Raw genomic sequence first — 15,725 nt, 5'->3', positions numbered from 1 at the left:
GGAATACAACTAGCATACGGGGTAAATATTAACTCAACCTTAAGCCCACGCCGATTAATTTTTATCGTTTTATCAGGTGCTTGATATCGCTTTTTTATGTCTTATCGTGACGATAAAGCCAGTTTCTGGTTGAGAGCGGTTAGCAAACTCTAAAGTCAGACCGTGCAGCTCTGCTATTCGATTGGCAATGGATAGCCCAAGACCGCTACCTAATTGGCTTTGACCTGCTGGGCGATAAAAGCGCTCGCTTAACCGCGTCAGTTGTTCTGGCTCGACGCCACTGCCATTATCGACCACTCTAATAGCATTGGTGTCGAGCTGAAGTTCAATCAAAGCGCCCTCGGGACAATAGCGAATGGCATTGTCCAACAGGTTGCGGATGAGCAGTTTGAATAAAATTGGATTGATAAGGATGGGTAGAATATCAGCAGGATTGTCACAGTTCACAGTGCGTTTTAATTGAATGCGCTTTTCACGAGCCAGCCGATTGACATCACTAAGTACAATATCCGTGAGCATTAGCCATTCCGGACTTTCTAATTGCTCAGGAGGCAATTGTTGTTGCGGTTCTATTTTGGCTAAAATCAGCAGTTGCTCGACTAAATGAGTGGCCCGCTCAATGCCATTGCTGATGTTTTGGGTATGATAAAACAGCTGATTATCGTCTTCTACGCCAGATAACTGCAATATCTGCTGCTGTAACAAATCAGCTTGTAGCTTTAACGCCGCAAGCGGGCTTCTAAGCTCATGTGAGGCATCGGCGGTAAAGCGCTGCTCACGTGCTAGGGTATCTGCAACTTTTACAAACAAGACATTTAAGGCGCTCACTAACGGTTGGATCTCTTTGGGCACGTCTGCTGTGATGGGGCTATCGTCTTGCGGTTGACGCTGTTCAAGCGCACCACTAATCTGAGTTAGCGGCATAAACCCCCGTCGAATCAACCAAACCACCAAACCCATAAAGGCAAATAGCCCAATCAACATCGGCAGCACTTGCACGGACATGGCATCAACAATCATCTCTCGGCGAGATTTTAAATTTTGACCGACGGCAATAACCCGACCGTCGTGGTCATGGTCATCGTGCACATAAAATAAACGCCAGCGCTTACTAAAAGGGTTGAGGCGCTGATAGGCAGAATCATGCTCTTCTAAAAATCCATACTGATCTGGCAAAAAAGCAAATGATTGACCATTTTCATCAGCCATTAATAGGCGTCCTTTTTTATCCCAGATGGCAAAGCCCATATAGTCATCTTCAGCCTCACCAAGATCACCTGATAGCTGCTTACTTTTTAAATTATAAATTTTGGGTTTGTGCTTTTTTTTACTGTCCTCTTGCCCATGATTGTCTTTATCATCATCTTCTTTGGGGGCTACCCCTATTAAGTAACGGGCAACTTGAGTGATTTGGGTGTCATTCATCTCATTGATTTCATGCCAAAGCTTCCACGCAATAAAGCTCGAGGTGAGTACCCATAGCAGAGGTAGACCAATCAGTAGCGATGTTAATAGCCGTTGCTGAATACTTTTCATAGGCTCACATAATAGCAGACAAAGTGGGAACGCCAAAAACAGGCAGGTGAATGCCTAACGGTGGTTAATGGTGGTTATGGGCTGGATTGAGATAGTAGCCAATACCACGTTTGGTCAAGACGAAATCATTACCCAGTTTTTTGCGTAAATGATGAATGTGCACTTCAATGGCATTACTTTCGATATCTTGTTGCCACCCATATAGCTTATCTTCTAAGCTTGCGCGGCTGTGAATTTGCTTAGGGTGAGTCAGCATTTGCTCTAAGATTGCCACTTCCTTGATGGTTAATTCTACAATTTTTCCTTGATAAGAGACTCGCTGATTATGAGGCTGATAGGCCACTTCGCCATAACGGACTTCAGGTTGACTCCGACCTTGGCTGCGTCTCATCAATGCTTGCAGACGAGCAACTACCTCATCTAATGCAAACGGCTTCACCAAATAATCATCAGCGCCTGCATTGAGTCCTGCCACACGATTGGCAATCGCATCGCGGGCGGTGATAATCAATACAGGCGTATCTATGTGTTTTGCCCGCCAGTTTTTTAGGACGGTCATGCCATCCCCTTTTGGCAAAGTCAAATCCAGCAATACCGCATCAAACATGCCGTCTTGCAGCGCAATCTCACCTTGCTTGGCATCACTAAACCAATCCACCATCATGCCATGACTTTTTAAGCCAAGGACAATGCCATCAGCGATGGTGCTGTCGTCTTCTATCAATAATATGCGTGCCATATGTACTCCATCGCTTGACTTATTTCATAGTAGTCGGCTTGTCTGTCACCGTTTTTTTGCCCGTTATCATTGATTTAATGAGGTTTTGGCGTTGCCAGTAACTCATGGCAATCGCTGCGATGATATGTAGAGGAACCAGCAGATATAAGCTGTTTGCTAATAACTCATGAATCTCTTCAAGCACCTCTTTATCACCAAACAGCCCTGATTCCATCAGATAACCGGTTAGTCCTAACCCTATAATCACGGCCCATAAGGATAACATCATCAGGGCGGCCAAGGGGTTATGACCAAGATGCTGCTCATCAACGCGTCGAACACTTAAATCTGATACATGATGTTTGAGTCGTGTTGGTGTGGGGAAGAAACTAGTAAAGCGTGCATAGCGCGTTCCAACCAGACCCCAAAGTAAACGTACGACTACCAGTCCCAAAACGGTATAGCCTACATACTCATGCAGCTCACCACCCTCTTCGGTAAAGAATAGATTGGCAATAATACCAGCTGCGACTGTCCAGTGGGTAACTCTTACTAATATGTCCCAAACTTTTACTTGCCTCGCTTTAGGCGTATTCGATAAAGGCGCGGAAGAGTCGTCGTCCCAATTCATGGTGTCTTTTTGGCTCATGGTTGTCACTCTCTTAATCATTTGTTTGTTTATTGACAATATCAGCTGCTAAACACTGAAAATCAGCAAGATATCGTAAGCAGACGAGATATCGCATCATCTGCCTCATCGCTATTACAACAAACAAATCTTAAGGTGAGCTTAGGACGTTAAAACAGGTAAATAATTGTGCAGCGGATCAGTTGCATACGTCGTGCCATAGACACCACTTAAGAATTATTTAAGAATCAGGCTGTATAATCAGCCATGCTTTTTCAATAAATGTATACTTAGTAAATCAAGCCTTCTTAACGTGAATAAAATAATTTTTAGGGAGATTCTTATGGCTGTAAAGTCATGGCAAGTAATCAGTAGTATCGTACTGATCACATCAATCACTGTACTCATGCAAATTCCCTCTGAAACGTGGATAACGTCAGCAACAGTCAGCTTGATTATGGGTGCATCGGCTTTAGCCTGCATGGCAAGCTCATGCATACTCGCTAGCCGTTGGCACGGTGTTGAACGGATCTTTGGCGGTCTGGACAGAGTTTATGAAGCGCATAAGTGGATTGCTATATGGGCACTTGTCTTCGCTGTCTATCATTTTTTATTCAAAGCCAAGCTAGACTCTTGGGAGCTTGCACCAATTTTGGAATTATCCAAATATTGGACACGGATGGTGCGTCAACTTAGCCTTGTCGCGCTAGGTCTGATTATACTACTGGCACTGAATCGGAAAATCCCCTATGGCAACTGGCGTTGGTTGCATAAGTTCTCAGGTCCACTTTTTCTAATCGTTATACTACATTGGCTGAGCTTTTAGTCTCCCATCACACTGACTAGTCCAGCAGGTATTTGGTTAGCACTACTTTGTTCTGTCGGCGTGATTGCAGCACTGTACAAAATGGTATTGTACCCCTTCATTGCCAAATCTGGAGAATATAAGTTAGTCGCTATCTCCCATGGCAAAGCGGCAGTACACTTGGAATTTGAGCCAGTAGATAAAAGGTTTCCATTCAAAGCTGGGCAATTTGCCTTTATTTCTCTTAAAGAAGCAGGTTTACGCGAGCCGCATCCTTTTACCATAGCTAACGCACCTTCTGATAATGGACGCATTCATTTTGTGATCCGAGCATTGGGTGATTATACAAAAAAGCTAAATGAACAAGCCAAAGTGGGTATGTTGGCTGATATTTATGCGCCTCATGGTAATTTTAAACGTATAGCGAATGCAGAGCGTGAAATTTGGATTGGTGCCGGAGTCGGCATTTCGCCCTTTATTTCTTGGCAAGAGGATAAAACCATTGGTCATTTTGAACGTGCCACTTTGGTATATTGCTTCGATCCTGCGCGTGTTTTCCCAAGTGTTGAGCGCATGCAGGAGATGACAGACCAGTCTGGCGTAGGTTTCGTAGCCAACCCAAGTGGCAGTAATGCCATGGCTGAAACCATTCGCAAAATCACTAGTGAGATTGATCCAAAGCAGATTCAGATTAGTTTTTGCGGTCCAAAAGGGCTTTTAGACAGGGTGCGAGGATTAATGAAAGAAAATGGCATTCCTGCCAAAAATATTCATTATGAGTTTTTTGATTTTCGCTAGGCGCTATAATAGCTTCTGTGTTTAGCATGACATGCCTTTTTCCTAAGTCACTAGAAAAAGGCATGTCATGCTATTAAAAACAATCAATATATATGACTAAGCTTCTTTGGGCTCAGACTTGCTACTCGCATAAATAAAATAAAGGGCAATTGCCAAACAAACCAAAGCACCCATGCGACTGACTGAAAGACTAATCGCCTCATTACCGAACCAACCAAAGTTATCAATCAACACACTCATACTCAACTGACCAAAAATAACCGCAACCGTGGCCACAGCCGTACCAATACGTTGGACTGCAACCACCATAATGACAATATAAGGAACGCCGCATAAAGCACCAAGTAGCTGCCATTTAGGGACATCCAATAAAGTAACCGCATGCTTGGGTTCAAAAAAGAAAATCAGCAAGGCAGTAACGACTGCACCCACAGAAAAGGTTAAAAAAGCACTTTTAAATACACCGACGTTGCTGCCAAGGCGACCATTCAAGGCTGCCTGTATGCTTAATGCCGCGCCGCCAATTATTGCCAATACAATCATTAAAATAAGCATCATTTATTTTACCCCTGTGCCATAAAGATAAGTGCAACAATAATGAAAAACAAAGCAATAATTCGTTTAACGTCTATTTTTCGCTCCATGGTTTCGAACAAACCATAATGGTCTATGAGTACACTCTGAAACACTTGCCCAGCCAGTATTCCAATCATCGTCAACGCAATCCCAATGACAGGCGTCACAACGGTTAATACCACCACATAAATAGGCCCCAAAATACCGCCAACCAGCAGTAAAGGCGGCTGTGAGAAAAATGAAGGACTGTCTCGCGGACTAAAAAACAACATCAAAAAAAACGTCAGAGCAGCACCAACACCAAAAATACTCAATGTCGCCCACAGCTCTCCCACTTCACTTCCCAAAGGCCCCAGCAACCCTGCCTCAACGGACAACCCCATGCCGCCTAAAACAACAATGAGTATTAATAAAATTTGCATGAAAAAATCCTTAATGAGCAATGCGGCGTAGTGTACCGCAGCCTATACCCATTAAAAAACGCTATAATATAGAAATGACCTTTGCATAAGTTACACAAATGAATACTTTAGATACCATCAATATAAAAACCTTACTGTTTTTTATAGATGTTTTTCATGCTCAGAGCTTTTCGGTAGTGGCTCGAAAAGAAGGCGTCTCAGCGTCTAAAGTGTCACGCATCATCAAGCAGTTAGAAGACTCACTGGGGCAGCAGCTTTTTTATCGTAATACACGTGCCGTCATTCCGACTGAAGCGGGACGCGTGTTTATGCGCTATGCACACTCCATGACTGAGAGCATGAGTGCGGCACAGCAGGCGCTTCAAGACCGGACATTAGAGCCGGGTGGTTTATTAAGAATCAACGCGCCAGTATTTTTCGGCCAACGCCATATCGCACCTTGGCTGCCACAACTTAGCGCTCTGTATCCTAAATTACAGATAGATTTGACTTTAACAGATGACTTTATTGATCCTCATCATTATGCAACAGACGTTATTTTTAGAATTGGCACCTTAAATGATTCCGCCTTTCATGCGCGTATTTTTGGCGAGCAAACCTATCATCTTGCCGCCTCTCCGGCGTATATAAGCACACACGGCAAACTACAAGCGCCAGCAGATCTGACGCAGCATAAATGTCTAGTATATAAAGGCTCAACAGGACCCAATCGTTGGCTTTTTAAGACAGGAAATGAAGAGTGGACGCCATTCTTAGCGCCCGCTTTGTTGATGTCTAATAATGCAGAATCTTTATTGGTATCTGCACTCAAAGGTATGGGAATCGTACTTTTTCCAGATTGGCTTATCGGTGAGTATTTAAAGAGCGGCGAGCTAATCAAGCTATTACCTGATTATGATGCCGCCGTTAAGACCACACCTCAGCATGTCGCGGCTATTTATCCTCATACCCGTCATGTTTCTCTAAATGTAAGAACGTTGATTGATTATTTTGCTGAGATTTATGGCACGCCTCTTCGTTGGCAGCTCAGTTAAAGAGCGGTAATTGAAAGCAATAAACACTGTAGTGGCATAATTAAATAGTTAACAGATGTCATTGTTTAAAAATTCGATTATAGTAGATATCAAATCATACATTTAAAAATTGAGGATAAAACCATGAAGATACTAGGATTATGTATCGCAGCAGGACTGGGCTTAAGCGCTTGTGCTGGTGGAATGACAGGCAACACGGGTCAAAATAACAATGTCAATGGCGTCGTCACTCAATACCCTGTTGAGGCTGCTATGCTCAACATCTACACCAAACAACGCAGTGATAAGTTAGTTGCCGTTGTCGGCAATCAAAGCGTGTCAGCAGAGATTCAAGTTACGCCTAAAGGCAGTATGGTATTTAATAATAAGTCTGTACAAGGTACAGAAATAAATACCATCAATAAGATGAATAATCAAATCACCAATCAATCAGTCGCTATCAATTACTTTACTTTGAATCCACTGATATTCCATGGTTTTACCGATAGCACAGGCAGATACTCACTATCTAACCAGACAACCACTATTCCTAAGATGGCGACGGTAGGCGCTTCTAGTAAGCTAATTACAGAAAATGTCTATGCTGATAGCAGCATGCGCAACAAGATAGGAACCTACAACCAAGACTGGTCTCTGTCGCGAGATACGAATAACACTGCATGGTTCTGTATAGAAACCTCAGGCAATCTATTACTTAGCTATGATCCGGCAGGTACTTCATCAGAATGCTACAAGATCAATGCCAAAGGTGATATCTTAGCAAGTAAGGTGACATTGAGTCAGCCGAGTAGTAATGGTGGTACTAAGAAAATCACCTTGACCAGTCAATAGTGATTAACTTGGTTACTTAGCTTTTGTCACATAGCCTTTATGACATAGCTTTTGTCACATAACAACGAAAAAATAGCGCCCAACATGGGCGCTATTTTTATATCAAAAAGCTGAACGATTAAGAACGGTATCCATGAGTATGCTTAGCTTGATATTTGTTTTTTGCTTTTATATGAGCCACTGGTTTTTTTGATTGATACTTTGACGCTATTACTCTTTTCTTTACCTGCTTATGTTTATTATCGAACTTTGCATTGACCTTTTGATGTTGTATTTGAGTGGCATGATGCTTAGCAACATGAGGAGCTGCATTCGCTTGACCAACCATAGTAAGGCAAGCCGTCAAAGCTAGAATTGAGCTTATCATTATTTTTTTCATTGTATTTTCTCGTGTCAATTCATATGAATTATGAGTGAAAGTGTCTTACTCAATATCAAGCAAAACATTAACGTGATAAAAAGCATCGTGATAAAAGTCTGCTCTATCGACAACGAAAATGATAAACGATTCTAAGGTTAAGTAGATTCATGAAAATTGAAGAAAGGTAACCTTAATAAGGAAAGGTTGCTTCAATGGTACGCTATAAGCGTTATATTGGCGCTTTTGTAGACGGGCAAGTAATAGTGAATGAAAAAAATATCTTATATATAACTTAGGATAACTGACTTTGCCGTATTTTTTATAAAGCCTAGACTTTGTCACGATACTTTCATTTCTACCCTATAGAATGCGGTGATTATTCAAAGCCATTAACGATATGTCGCATATCAATGAAGATTTCTAAAGAGTGAAGGCCAAACCAAGTAGGCTGGATAAGTATTTTGTAACGGTCGTTGGCATGTGGATTTTTTTAAAGTAGCCAATTGATGGCCTTCTGAACAGAATTTTTGAAATAACTGAGAGTAGATGTAATGAGCCATTACTTATGTTTGACAGATTATGAAAAGAATTTGATTGATAGTGCGTTGCTCATTCTAATGAAAAAAAATATCCAATATAGCGAGCAATCAAAAGAAAATTCAGTGCAGCAACACTATCAAGATTTTAATCTTACACTTTTTGAGCTATGTGCAAAAATAAAGGCTCCTGATTTTGATAAGCACATGGATTTATCTTCGAAAGAACTCAAAGCAATTAAAAAAGGCCTGACATCACTGTACAACCGTATCTATCAAAAAACCCTTAAGAAAACAGAGAGCCACCAAGAAGGTCACTATAAGAGCTGTAAGTTGCAAATTATAGAGCTAGAGAGGAAAATCGATATTATCGAGAAAAACAATATAGAGGGCAATAGTTGTTAAGTTGTCCTTTTTTTTATCGAAAAATTTCGCTATTTTTAAGGCGCTACCACCATCAACACTGGTCACGTAGAACAAAAAAGGCACTCCACATTACATCAACCTTATGCTTATATTTTCCGCTGTTTTTTATTAAGTCCCTCCCATTTGCTTGGTTATAGTCTAGCTACTCTAGTCATATAGTCGTCTCAGTACAAGCTGGATATAGATACAGCAAATGATAGTATGACAAAGAACAGGCTGAGCAAATGAATCATAAGCAATAAAAAACGTCTCTCATGCAAATAGGAGGCAATGATACGTTTAAACCATGGATAGGGCATTTTTAGCGTGCCCTATTTTTTTATCTACTAATGCGCCAACTTTTGAATTTGGCAAAGAAACCCTTCAGCCTTTCAGAAAAGCTAAAAGCCTCTGACTCTAGCACTTCTTCGACATGATGACGAGCCGCCAGTATCGGCTGCTGCACCAATCTTTCGTGATGATCAAAAGCGCGATCAAGACTGATACTCATGATAGAGAAGTTGGTCGGACGTGGTAGACAGCGATACACCTGACCCTTATTGATTAAATCAATGACCATATGGGCATCTTTGAATTCAGTCAACATCAGCACCATGAGATCTGGCTGGATATTTTTTAAGGCATAAACGATGGGTGTAATATTTTCTTTATTGAGCGTCGAATCCGTAATAGTAACGCCAAAGCGTTTTTTTTGTAATAACGTTGCGGCCTGTTCAAGATTGCTGGCCCAGCTCACGTTATAAGCACTCTTAAAATGACTTTTTATTTGTTGATAGATGCTCTCATCATCATCTAATACCAATATATTGCGATTACTAACAGTGCCACTATCAACACGGTGTTGAGTCGCATCATTTTCCATGATTTCTTGCGTTTGCTGAGCAATTTCTGTGGCTTTATTAACGATTTTTTTAAGCTCATCATTTTGCCATGGCTTAGTGATATAGCGATAAATTTCGCCTTCATTCACAGAATCCATCACGGCATTCAGATCCGCATAACCGGTTAACAAGATACGAATAGTATTTGGTGAAGCTGCTTTGATGTCACTCAATACTTCCGTACCTTGCTTATCTGGCATGCGTTGGTCGCTGATGACCACTTGTACCTCATTTTGGCTGACATATTCCATTAGCTCAGTGGCATCGGTAGTAATAAATACGTCGTGTGACTGGCGAAAATGCATCTTTAAGCTGCGCAAGATACGCGGCTCATCATCGATAAAAGCGATTTTTGGTTTTTGCATGACGCTCTCTTTAAATAAGTGGTTGCAAGTATCTCAACTTTCAAATAAGGCTTGCGCAGGTTTCTTTTCATGAACGATAGACTGTATCGGGAGCATAAGGGTAAACGTCGTGCCCGTGCCAACCATTGAGCTAACCTCAATGCGTCCACCATGCTGTTCGATGATTTGTGCCGTAATGGCCAATCCCAACCCTGTGCCATCGCCTGCTTTTTTGGTGGTAAAAAACGGCTCAAAGATATGCGTTAAAATATGCTCTGCGATACCGACACCATTGTCTATAATGCGTACCACGATATACTTCTGCGCCTCATCGACAGACGACGTGACTTGCAATGTCCCTTTATGATCACTCGGTATGGCTTGCGCGGCATTATTAAATAGGTTTAATAATACTTGGTTAATTTGCGAAGGATTACACTGAATGAGCGGCAGCTCGGCTAGATTGGTATTGACGTCTAAGGTTTTTAAGTTATTGCGCGCCATAATCAATGAGGTATTGATGCAATCATTGATATCGACATCTTTTACTTTGGATTCGTCAAGTCGAGAAAAGTCGCGCAAGCTGACGACCAGTTCAGCAATTTGATCCACGCCATACAGTCCGTCTTTAATCAAATCTGCCAAATCTTCATTGACTTCATCTTCTTTGATTGCCTCGCAGCATTGTAAGGTTTGCTCTATTAGCTGCTTGACTTGTTCTTGATTGATAGTTGGCGCTTTTAACGCCTGCAATAATTGATCGGTATGCTGTAGCAGCTCATCAAAACGCATGAGATTATCGCCGACCAGCTCCATATTACTACGCACATAGCCCAATGGAGTATTGACCTCATGTGCCACGCCAGCCACCATTTGGCCTAATGTCGCCATTTTTTCGGAGCGCACCAGATGCACTTGTGAGGCTTTTAACTCATCCATGGCTTGCTGCAAATCTTGCGTGCGGGCGGCGACTTGTTTTTCTAGATGAGCATTTATTTCAGCAAGCGCACCTTCATTTTCGACGACGCGGTCGATTAATTGATTGGTCTGCTCACTGATGATTTGAATTTCGCTGACATTTGAGTGTGGCAGTTTAAGTGCGCTTAATTGTTGATATTTTTTTTGCTCAATCAATGCGCCCATATCAGCCACTGCTAGTGACATGTACTTTAATGGTCGCGTAAAGTAGCGACGGAACACCCATGTGGTCAACAACAAGATAGGAATAAAACCCAGTAGCATGGTTTGAATTAGCTGGTTCGACAATGCATTTGCCACGCTCATCATGTCATTATTGGGCTTGACGATAACCATTTTCCAATAGGTAAATGGCATACGAAACACAAAGGCGGTGGCAGGCTGCTGCAACACAAAATCATTGGGCACAGCGATGGTCTCAACCAAGTGACTGTCTACTAAATTAAACGTTTGGTCGATATTTAACAGCAGTAATGCTGACAGCAACTTGGATTCTTGTTCGCTGATTTTATCAAGATTGGTCGTACTCAAAATACTACGTGCCGCGAGCGTATAACGACCTTCATCTTTGGCAACTGCCTCATCGATGAGTGTTTGGTTAATATGATCTAGGCTGTCCGCAATAGGTGCAAAGGTAGGATGTTTCTCGGCCAATTGATGCGCGGTTACCATCTCGCCTTGGGGGTTATCTTTAGTCGCTTGCGTGACCATAGATTGATCAGGAAAGGTCAAAAATCGATTGTCCAAATCTACCAAAAAGACATAACCACCCAGCTTATCTTGCCACTTTTTCATGGCGTCATCGAGGTTATCTAATAGCAGGTTAAAACTCACTACCCCATCAAAAGCCTGATTGCGACTGTCATACAATGCCTTGGCGCAAGTCATCATCGGCTGATTGCTTTGCGGATCGACATACGCACGACTCCAGACACAGTGGTCATGACGTGCGTACATCGCAGGAATGTACCACCACTCTCGATAATAAGGATTAGGCGTTTGGCGCACTCGATTATAACGCTCTAATGGCTGCATGTTGCCTGAGTCATCACGCGCCCACACAAACGACTGGCGCTCTCGGTTTTGAGCGTACATATTTGGATCAAACCACACGCCGCCGCCCACAATTCGTTGATCGGTTTGTTGCATGAGATTGCCAAAGGTTTCTTTATAAAGAACGTCTTCTTTTGGCAAGCCGCCCGCCATCGCACTGGTGGCCTTAGCCAGTCCGTCGACATGATTGATACTCGCCATAATGCTGTTAATGGCTTCGTTACCCGTTTCAACGACTATCTCTGAGGTCATCTCCAGTATGCGCGGCTTAGCTTGGGTCTCGATGACCCAGTAAACCATCAAAATAATCAGTAAAAAAGCCAACGCTAAAATAATCAGCATACGTGTGGAAATACTACCAAGCCGACCAGCAACACTCATAGATAAACCTTATATTGATGCGTCTACCATCATCAATGAATCACTGAATGAATAAAGACATCAGTGATACGCAACCACCATTTATAGTGGGCTCAAGGATACGATGCAGTCATGACAACATGATGACAAAAGTTTTGTTTTATTATCTGTTGACCAGTATCTTTTAATTAACAACAATTAGCTTGCGGTTGGTAGATACAACCTTGTCATCATTTAGCGCTGCTGCATTTTTCTCATCAATCACAACATACAGCTTATTGAGCGCATAGCTACACTATCAGCCATTACAAGACACAAAAAAAGCCACTTATTTTTAAGTGGCTTCTTCATATTCAAATCAGGCGCTGTCTTACTCATAATTAGTAAGGATTCAACACATTAGCACAGGAAACACGATCAGAAAAACAGTCGCTAGTTTTTTCTATTGATATCATCAACACCTTTATAATCACAGAGTCTACCAAGTTTATCTTGTTCTATACTGTGAAATTTTATACATATGTTATATAAATAATACTAATATAGATGTTCTGTTTGTATTTTATATAATAGAGTCGATTACCGTCACTTATCACTGATTGTAATATCTGTCTGCTGTACACTCAGAGATTGATATAACTCGCTCATATAGTTATTCAAATAAACCTAAAGAAAGGCGCTTACAAAGTCTTTCTCTTTTCAGAATTAAAGGAAGACCGATGCGTTCTTTGTTTTTCAGTACTTTGTGCTTAGCAAGCAGCCTTTCGCTAGTGGCTTGTAATACTCATCAACCAAACACAGCAAGCAAATCAACAGAGATCATTACAAACACGACAAAAGAGAACGCTGATAAACAGCCAAATGTGGAGCCGTCCAGCACCAAAGAGCCGTTATCGGCATTCACCGCTTTTGGTAATAAAGAGAAAAGTTGGCGCACAGTGGTTAATGGTAACCAACTTAGCATTGAAGCAGATTTTTTGAAACCAACAACCATCGTTGTCTCTCGTTCGACCGACGCTGAAGGTGTTGAATACGTGAGCACCGTTAGCGGCAAACCTATTATCATGAATATACACGGCCAGACTTGTACCGATGATAATGGCTATCAGAATGAATTTACCGCGACGTTAACTTATGATAATAAAAGCTATCAAGGTTGCGCGGTTGCTGGAGCGTTTGAAACAGCGCCTACGTAATTACATAGCAGTCCTTATGGTTAGCAACCATAATAAACAGTAAACCATTAGCAAATGAATAACGCATAATCTGGCAAATAAATACTTATATTCTTTTCAACCGATGTCACTATTGTTTAATGAAGACAATCTATAGTCTGTCTATAAATCATTCATTTAAGTCAAATAACCTTTATATCAGTCTTACTAAATAAGGATGAACTTATGAAAACCATAAAGACTCAAACAGGTAATCCGGTAGACCATGACACATTTATTCGCCAGCCCGATGCCAGTAAAACCCGTGTAGAAAATATACCAGGCAAGAGCTTACCCTTTCCTGACCAAATTGGTAATTATCAGCGCAATATAGGGACGCCCAATGACGCTTATCGAGACAGTAAGGTTTATATCGTTGGTGGCGGCGTTGCAGGTCTAGCCAGTGCTTATTACTGTATCCGAGATGGCAAGGTATCCGCTGAAAATATTATTATCTTAGAGTACCTGGACGTTGCAGGTGGCTCCTTAGATGGTAGCGGTAATCCCGAGACTGGCTATATGATTCGTGGTGGTCGTGAAATGGACTTCACCTACGAAAATTTTTGGGATTTATTTCAAGACATTCCTGCACTTAAAATGCCTGCACCTTATAGCACCTTGGATGAGTATCGAATTGCAAACGATACAGACCCAAACTACTCCATTGCGCGACTGATACACAAACAAGGTGAGATAAAAGACTTCAGTCAACTGGGATTGAGTAAAACCAATCAGCTCGCGTTAATTCGTTTGCTGTTAAAGCGCAAAGAAGAATTGGACGATATCACGATTGAAGAGTATTTTGACGATAGCTTCTTAAGCAGTAATTTTTGGACGTTTTGGCGTACCATGTTTGCTTTTGAAAACTGGCACAGTTTACTTGAACTTAAGCTTTATGCGCATCGATTTTTACATGCATTAGATGGTCTAAACGACATGTCTGCCTTGGTATTCCCAAGATACAACCAGTTTGATAGCTTTGTGGTACCACTAAAGAACTATCTAAAAGACAAAGGCGTACAATTTCAGTACGACACGCTAGTCACTGATTTAGACATTGAGTTTGAGAACGAAGATAAGGTAACAGGTACTAAAAAGGTCAATGCCATTGTGATGGAGAAAGCGGGTGAAGAAACCACTCTCCCCATGGGCGCTAATGACTTTGTCATCGTGACGACAGGCTCTATGACTGAAGATACCCGCTATGGGGATGACAATACTGCACCTACCCTAGACTTCACTCAGGATAATATGGGGCAGTCGTCTGGTTGGAAAGTATGGAATAACCTAGCCAAGCAGTCTGCTGTCTTTGGTCATCCAAATAAATTTAATCAGCATGTGGACAAATCTTCTTGGATGTCTGCCACTTTGACCTGCCAACCCTCTGCCTTTATTGATAAGCTCAAAACGCTGTCCGTCAACGATCCATATACGGGTAAAACAGTGACCGGCGGTATCATTACGATTACTGATTCAAACTGGTTGATGAGCTTTACTTGTAACCGTCAACCGCACTTCCCTGATCAGCCAAAAGACACGCTAGTGATATGGGTGTATGCCTTATTGATGGATAAAGAAGGCAATTATGTCAAAAAAACCATGCCAGAATGTACGGGTACAGAAATTTTGACGGAACTTTGCCATCACCTTGGTATCATCGATAATTTAGACAATGTCATGGCTAATACCATCGTCAGGACCGCTTATATGCCTTATATTACCTCGATGTTTATGCCACGAGCTAAAGGCGATCGCCCCGAAGTCGTCCCTGACGGTTGTGTGAATATGGGGTTGGTCGGGCAGTTCGTTGAGACACGTAATGATGTGGTCTTTACCATGGAGAGCTCTGTGCGTACTGCCCGTGTCGCAGTTTATGAGCTACTGAATGTGCAAAAACAAGTTCCCGATATAAACCCATTACAATATGATATCCGTCAATTACTAAAAGCCGCGAACACCCTCAACGATGGCAAAGGCTTCATCGGTGAAGGTCTATTAAATAAGCTCCTTAAAGGTACCTATTACGAGCACATATTGCCAAAAGCCAATCAATCCACCAACGGCAATGACTCAATATTTTCTCAGCAATGGGAGGCGATCAAAGGACTTTGGCATAAGTAGTTTTAGTTTTGATAAAAGTAGCTTTGGTAAAAGTAAGAACGAAAAATAAAAGCGATAACGTTCTAGGGCGTGTCCTCATTTTAAAAACGAAGATAGAAATGAG

Annotated in this window: 15 protein-coding genes; 7 read left to right on the top strand and 8 right to left on the bottom strand. The window is 41.8% G+C overall.

The window, feature by feature from the left end:
- Positions 1-72: 72 nt before the first annotated feature.
- From JMX93_RS04620 to JMX93_RS04610, 3 genes are all read right to left on the bottom strand, one after another.
- Complete coding sequence (locus tag JMX93_RS04620) at positions 73-1,536, bottom strand: ATP-binding protein (protein ID WP_499203991.1); 1,464 nt, start codon at positions 1,534-1,536, stop codon at positions 73-75.
- A 64-nt stretch (positions 1,537-1,600) separates the two neighbouring features.
- Entirely contained in the window at positions 1,601-2,275 is a 675-nt protein-coding gene (locus JMX93_RS04615) for a response regulator (RefSeq protein ID WP_499203990.1), read from the bottom strand.
- 19 nt (positions 2,276-2,294) lie between these two features.
- Positions 2,295-2,903, bottom strand: coding sequence for a cytochrome b/b6 domain-containing protein (locus JMX93_RS04610; RefSeq protein ID WP_499203989.1), 609 nt, complete (start codon positions 2,901-2,903; stop codon positions 2,295-2,297).
- Positions 2,904-3,225: 322 nt separating this feature from the next.
- Here JMX93_RS04610 and JMX93_RS04605 point away from each other — a divergent pair, with 322 nt between their 5' ends.
- On the top strand, positions 3,226-3,708 hold the full coding sequence (locus tag JMX93_RS04605; RefSeq protein ID WP_499203988.1) for a ferric reductase-like transmembrane domain-containing protein: 483 nt from the start codon (positions 3,226-3,228) through the stop codon (positions 3,706-3,708).
- A gap of 81 nt (positions 3,709-3,789) precedes the next feature.
- On the top strand, positions 3,790-4,485 hold the full coding sequence (locus JMX93_RS04600) for an FAD-binding oxidoreductase (RefSeq protein ID WP_499203987.1): 696 nt from the start codon (positions 3,790-3,792) through the stop codon (positions 4,483-4,485).
- 96 nt (positions 4,486-4,581) lie between these two features.
- Here JMX93_RS04600 and JMX93_RS04595 read toward each other — a convergent pair whose 3' ends face one another.
- Positions 4,582-5,040, bottom strand: coding sequence for a DMT family transporter (locus JMX93_RS04595; RefSeq protein ID WP_198331857.1), 459 nt, complete (start codon positions 5,038-5,040; stop codon positions 4,582-4,584).
- Positions 5,041-5,048: 8 nt separating this feature from the next.
- Positions 5,049-5,483, bottom strand: coding sequence for a DMT family transporter (locus JMX93_RS04590; protein WP_198331665.1), 435 nt, complete (start codon positions 5,481-5,483; stop codon positions 5,049-5,051).
- 98 nt (positions 5,484-5,581) lie between these two features.
- Between JMX93_RS04590 and JMX93_RS04585 the strand changes: the two genes are divergently transcribed.
- Together JMX93_RS04585 and JMX93_RS04580 are read left to right on the top strand one after the other, a co-directional pair.
- Positions 5,582-6,517 carry a LysR family transcriptional regulator gene (locus tag JMX93_RS04585; protein WP_198331666.1) on the top strand — a complete coding sequence of 312 codons (936 nt, stop codon included), beginning with the start codon at positions 5,582-5,584 and terminating at the stop codon, positions 6,515-6,517.
- 123 nt (positions 6,518-6,640) lie between these two features.
- A complete protein-coding gene (locus tag JMX93_RS04580; RefSeq protein ID WP_499203986.1) occupies positions 6,641-7,348 on the top strand; it encodes a hypothetical protein in 708 nt (235 codons plus the stop codon).
- 118 nt (positions 7,349-7,466) lie between these two features.
- Here the strand turns inward: JMX93_RS04580 and JMX93_RS04575 are convergent, their stop codons facing one another.
- A complete protein-coding gene (locus JMX93_RS04575) occupies positions 7,467-7,727 on the bottom strand; it encodes a hypothetical protein (RefSeq protein ID WP_198331668.1) in 261 nt (86 codons plus the stop codon).
- Positions 7,728-8,260: 533 nt separating this feature from the next.
- Here JMX93_RS04575 and JMX93_RS04570 point away from each other — a divergent pair.
- The gene (locus JMX93_RS04570) at positions 8,261-8,650 is read left to right on the top strand and encodes a hypothetical protein (protein ID WP_198331669.1); all 390 of its coding nucleotides are present in this window, start codon (positions 8,261-8,263) and stop codon (positions 8,648-8,650) included.
- A 340-nt stretch (positions 8,651-8,990) separates the two neighbouring features.
- On the opposite strand, the gene JMX93_RS04565 is transcribed toward JMX93_RS04570, so the two are convergent.
- The gene (locus tag JMX93_RS04565) at positions 8,991-9,917 is read right to left on the bottom strand and encodes a response regulator (protein ID WP_499203985.1); all 927 of its coding nucleotides are present in this window, start codon (positions 9,915-9,917) and stop codon (positions 8,991-8,993) included.
- A 33-nt stretch (positions 9,918-9,950) separates the two neighbouring features.
- Positions 9,951-12,308, bottom strand: coding sequence for an ATP-binding protein (locus JMX93_RS04560; protein ID WP_499203984.1), 2,358 nt, complete (start codon positions 12,306-12,308; stop codon positions 9,951-9,953).
- Positions 12,309-13,006: 698 nt separating this feature from the next.
- Between JMX93_RS04560 and JMX93_RS04555 the strand changes: the two genes are divergently transcribed.
- Positions 13,007-13,483 (top strand): hypothetical protein, encoded by a 477-nt coding sequence (locus JMX93_RS04555; RefSeq protein ID WP_198331672.1) that lies wholly within the window; start codon positions 13,007-13,009, stop codon positions 13,481-13,483.
- A 204-nt stretch (positions 13,484-13,687) separates the two neighbouring features.
- Positions 13,688-15,622, top strand: coding sequence for an oleate hydratase (locus tag JMX93_RS04550; RefSeq protein WP_499203983.1), 1,935 nt, complete (start codon positions 13,688-13,690; stop codon positions 15,620-15,622).
- Positions 15,623-15,725: the final 103 nt, after the last annotated feature.

The organism is Psychrobacter muriicola 2pS, from assembly GCF_904846535.1.
Classification (GTDB): Bacteria; Pseudomonadota; Gammaproteobacteria; order Pseudomonadales; family Moraxellaceae; genus Psychrobacter; species Psychrobacter aquimaris.
Note: the sequence above shows the minus strand (reverse complement) of the source record. Positions and strands in the feature narration are given on the sequence as shown.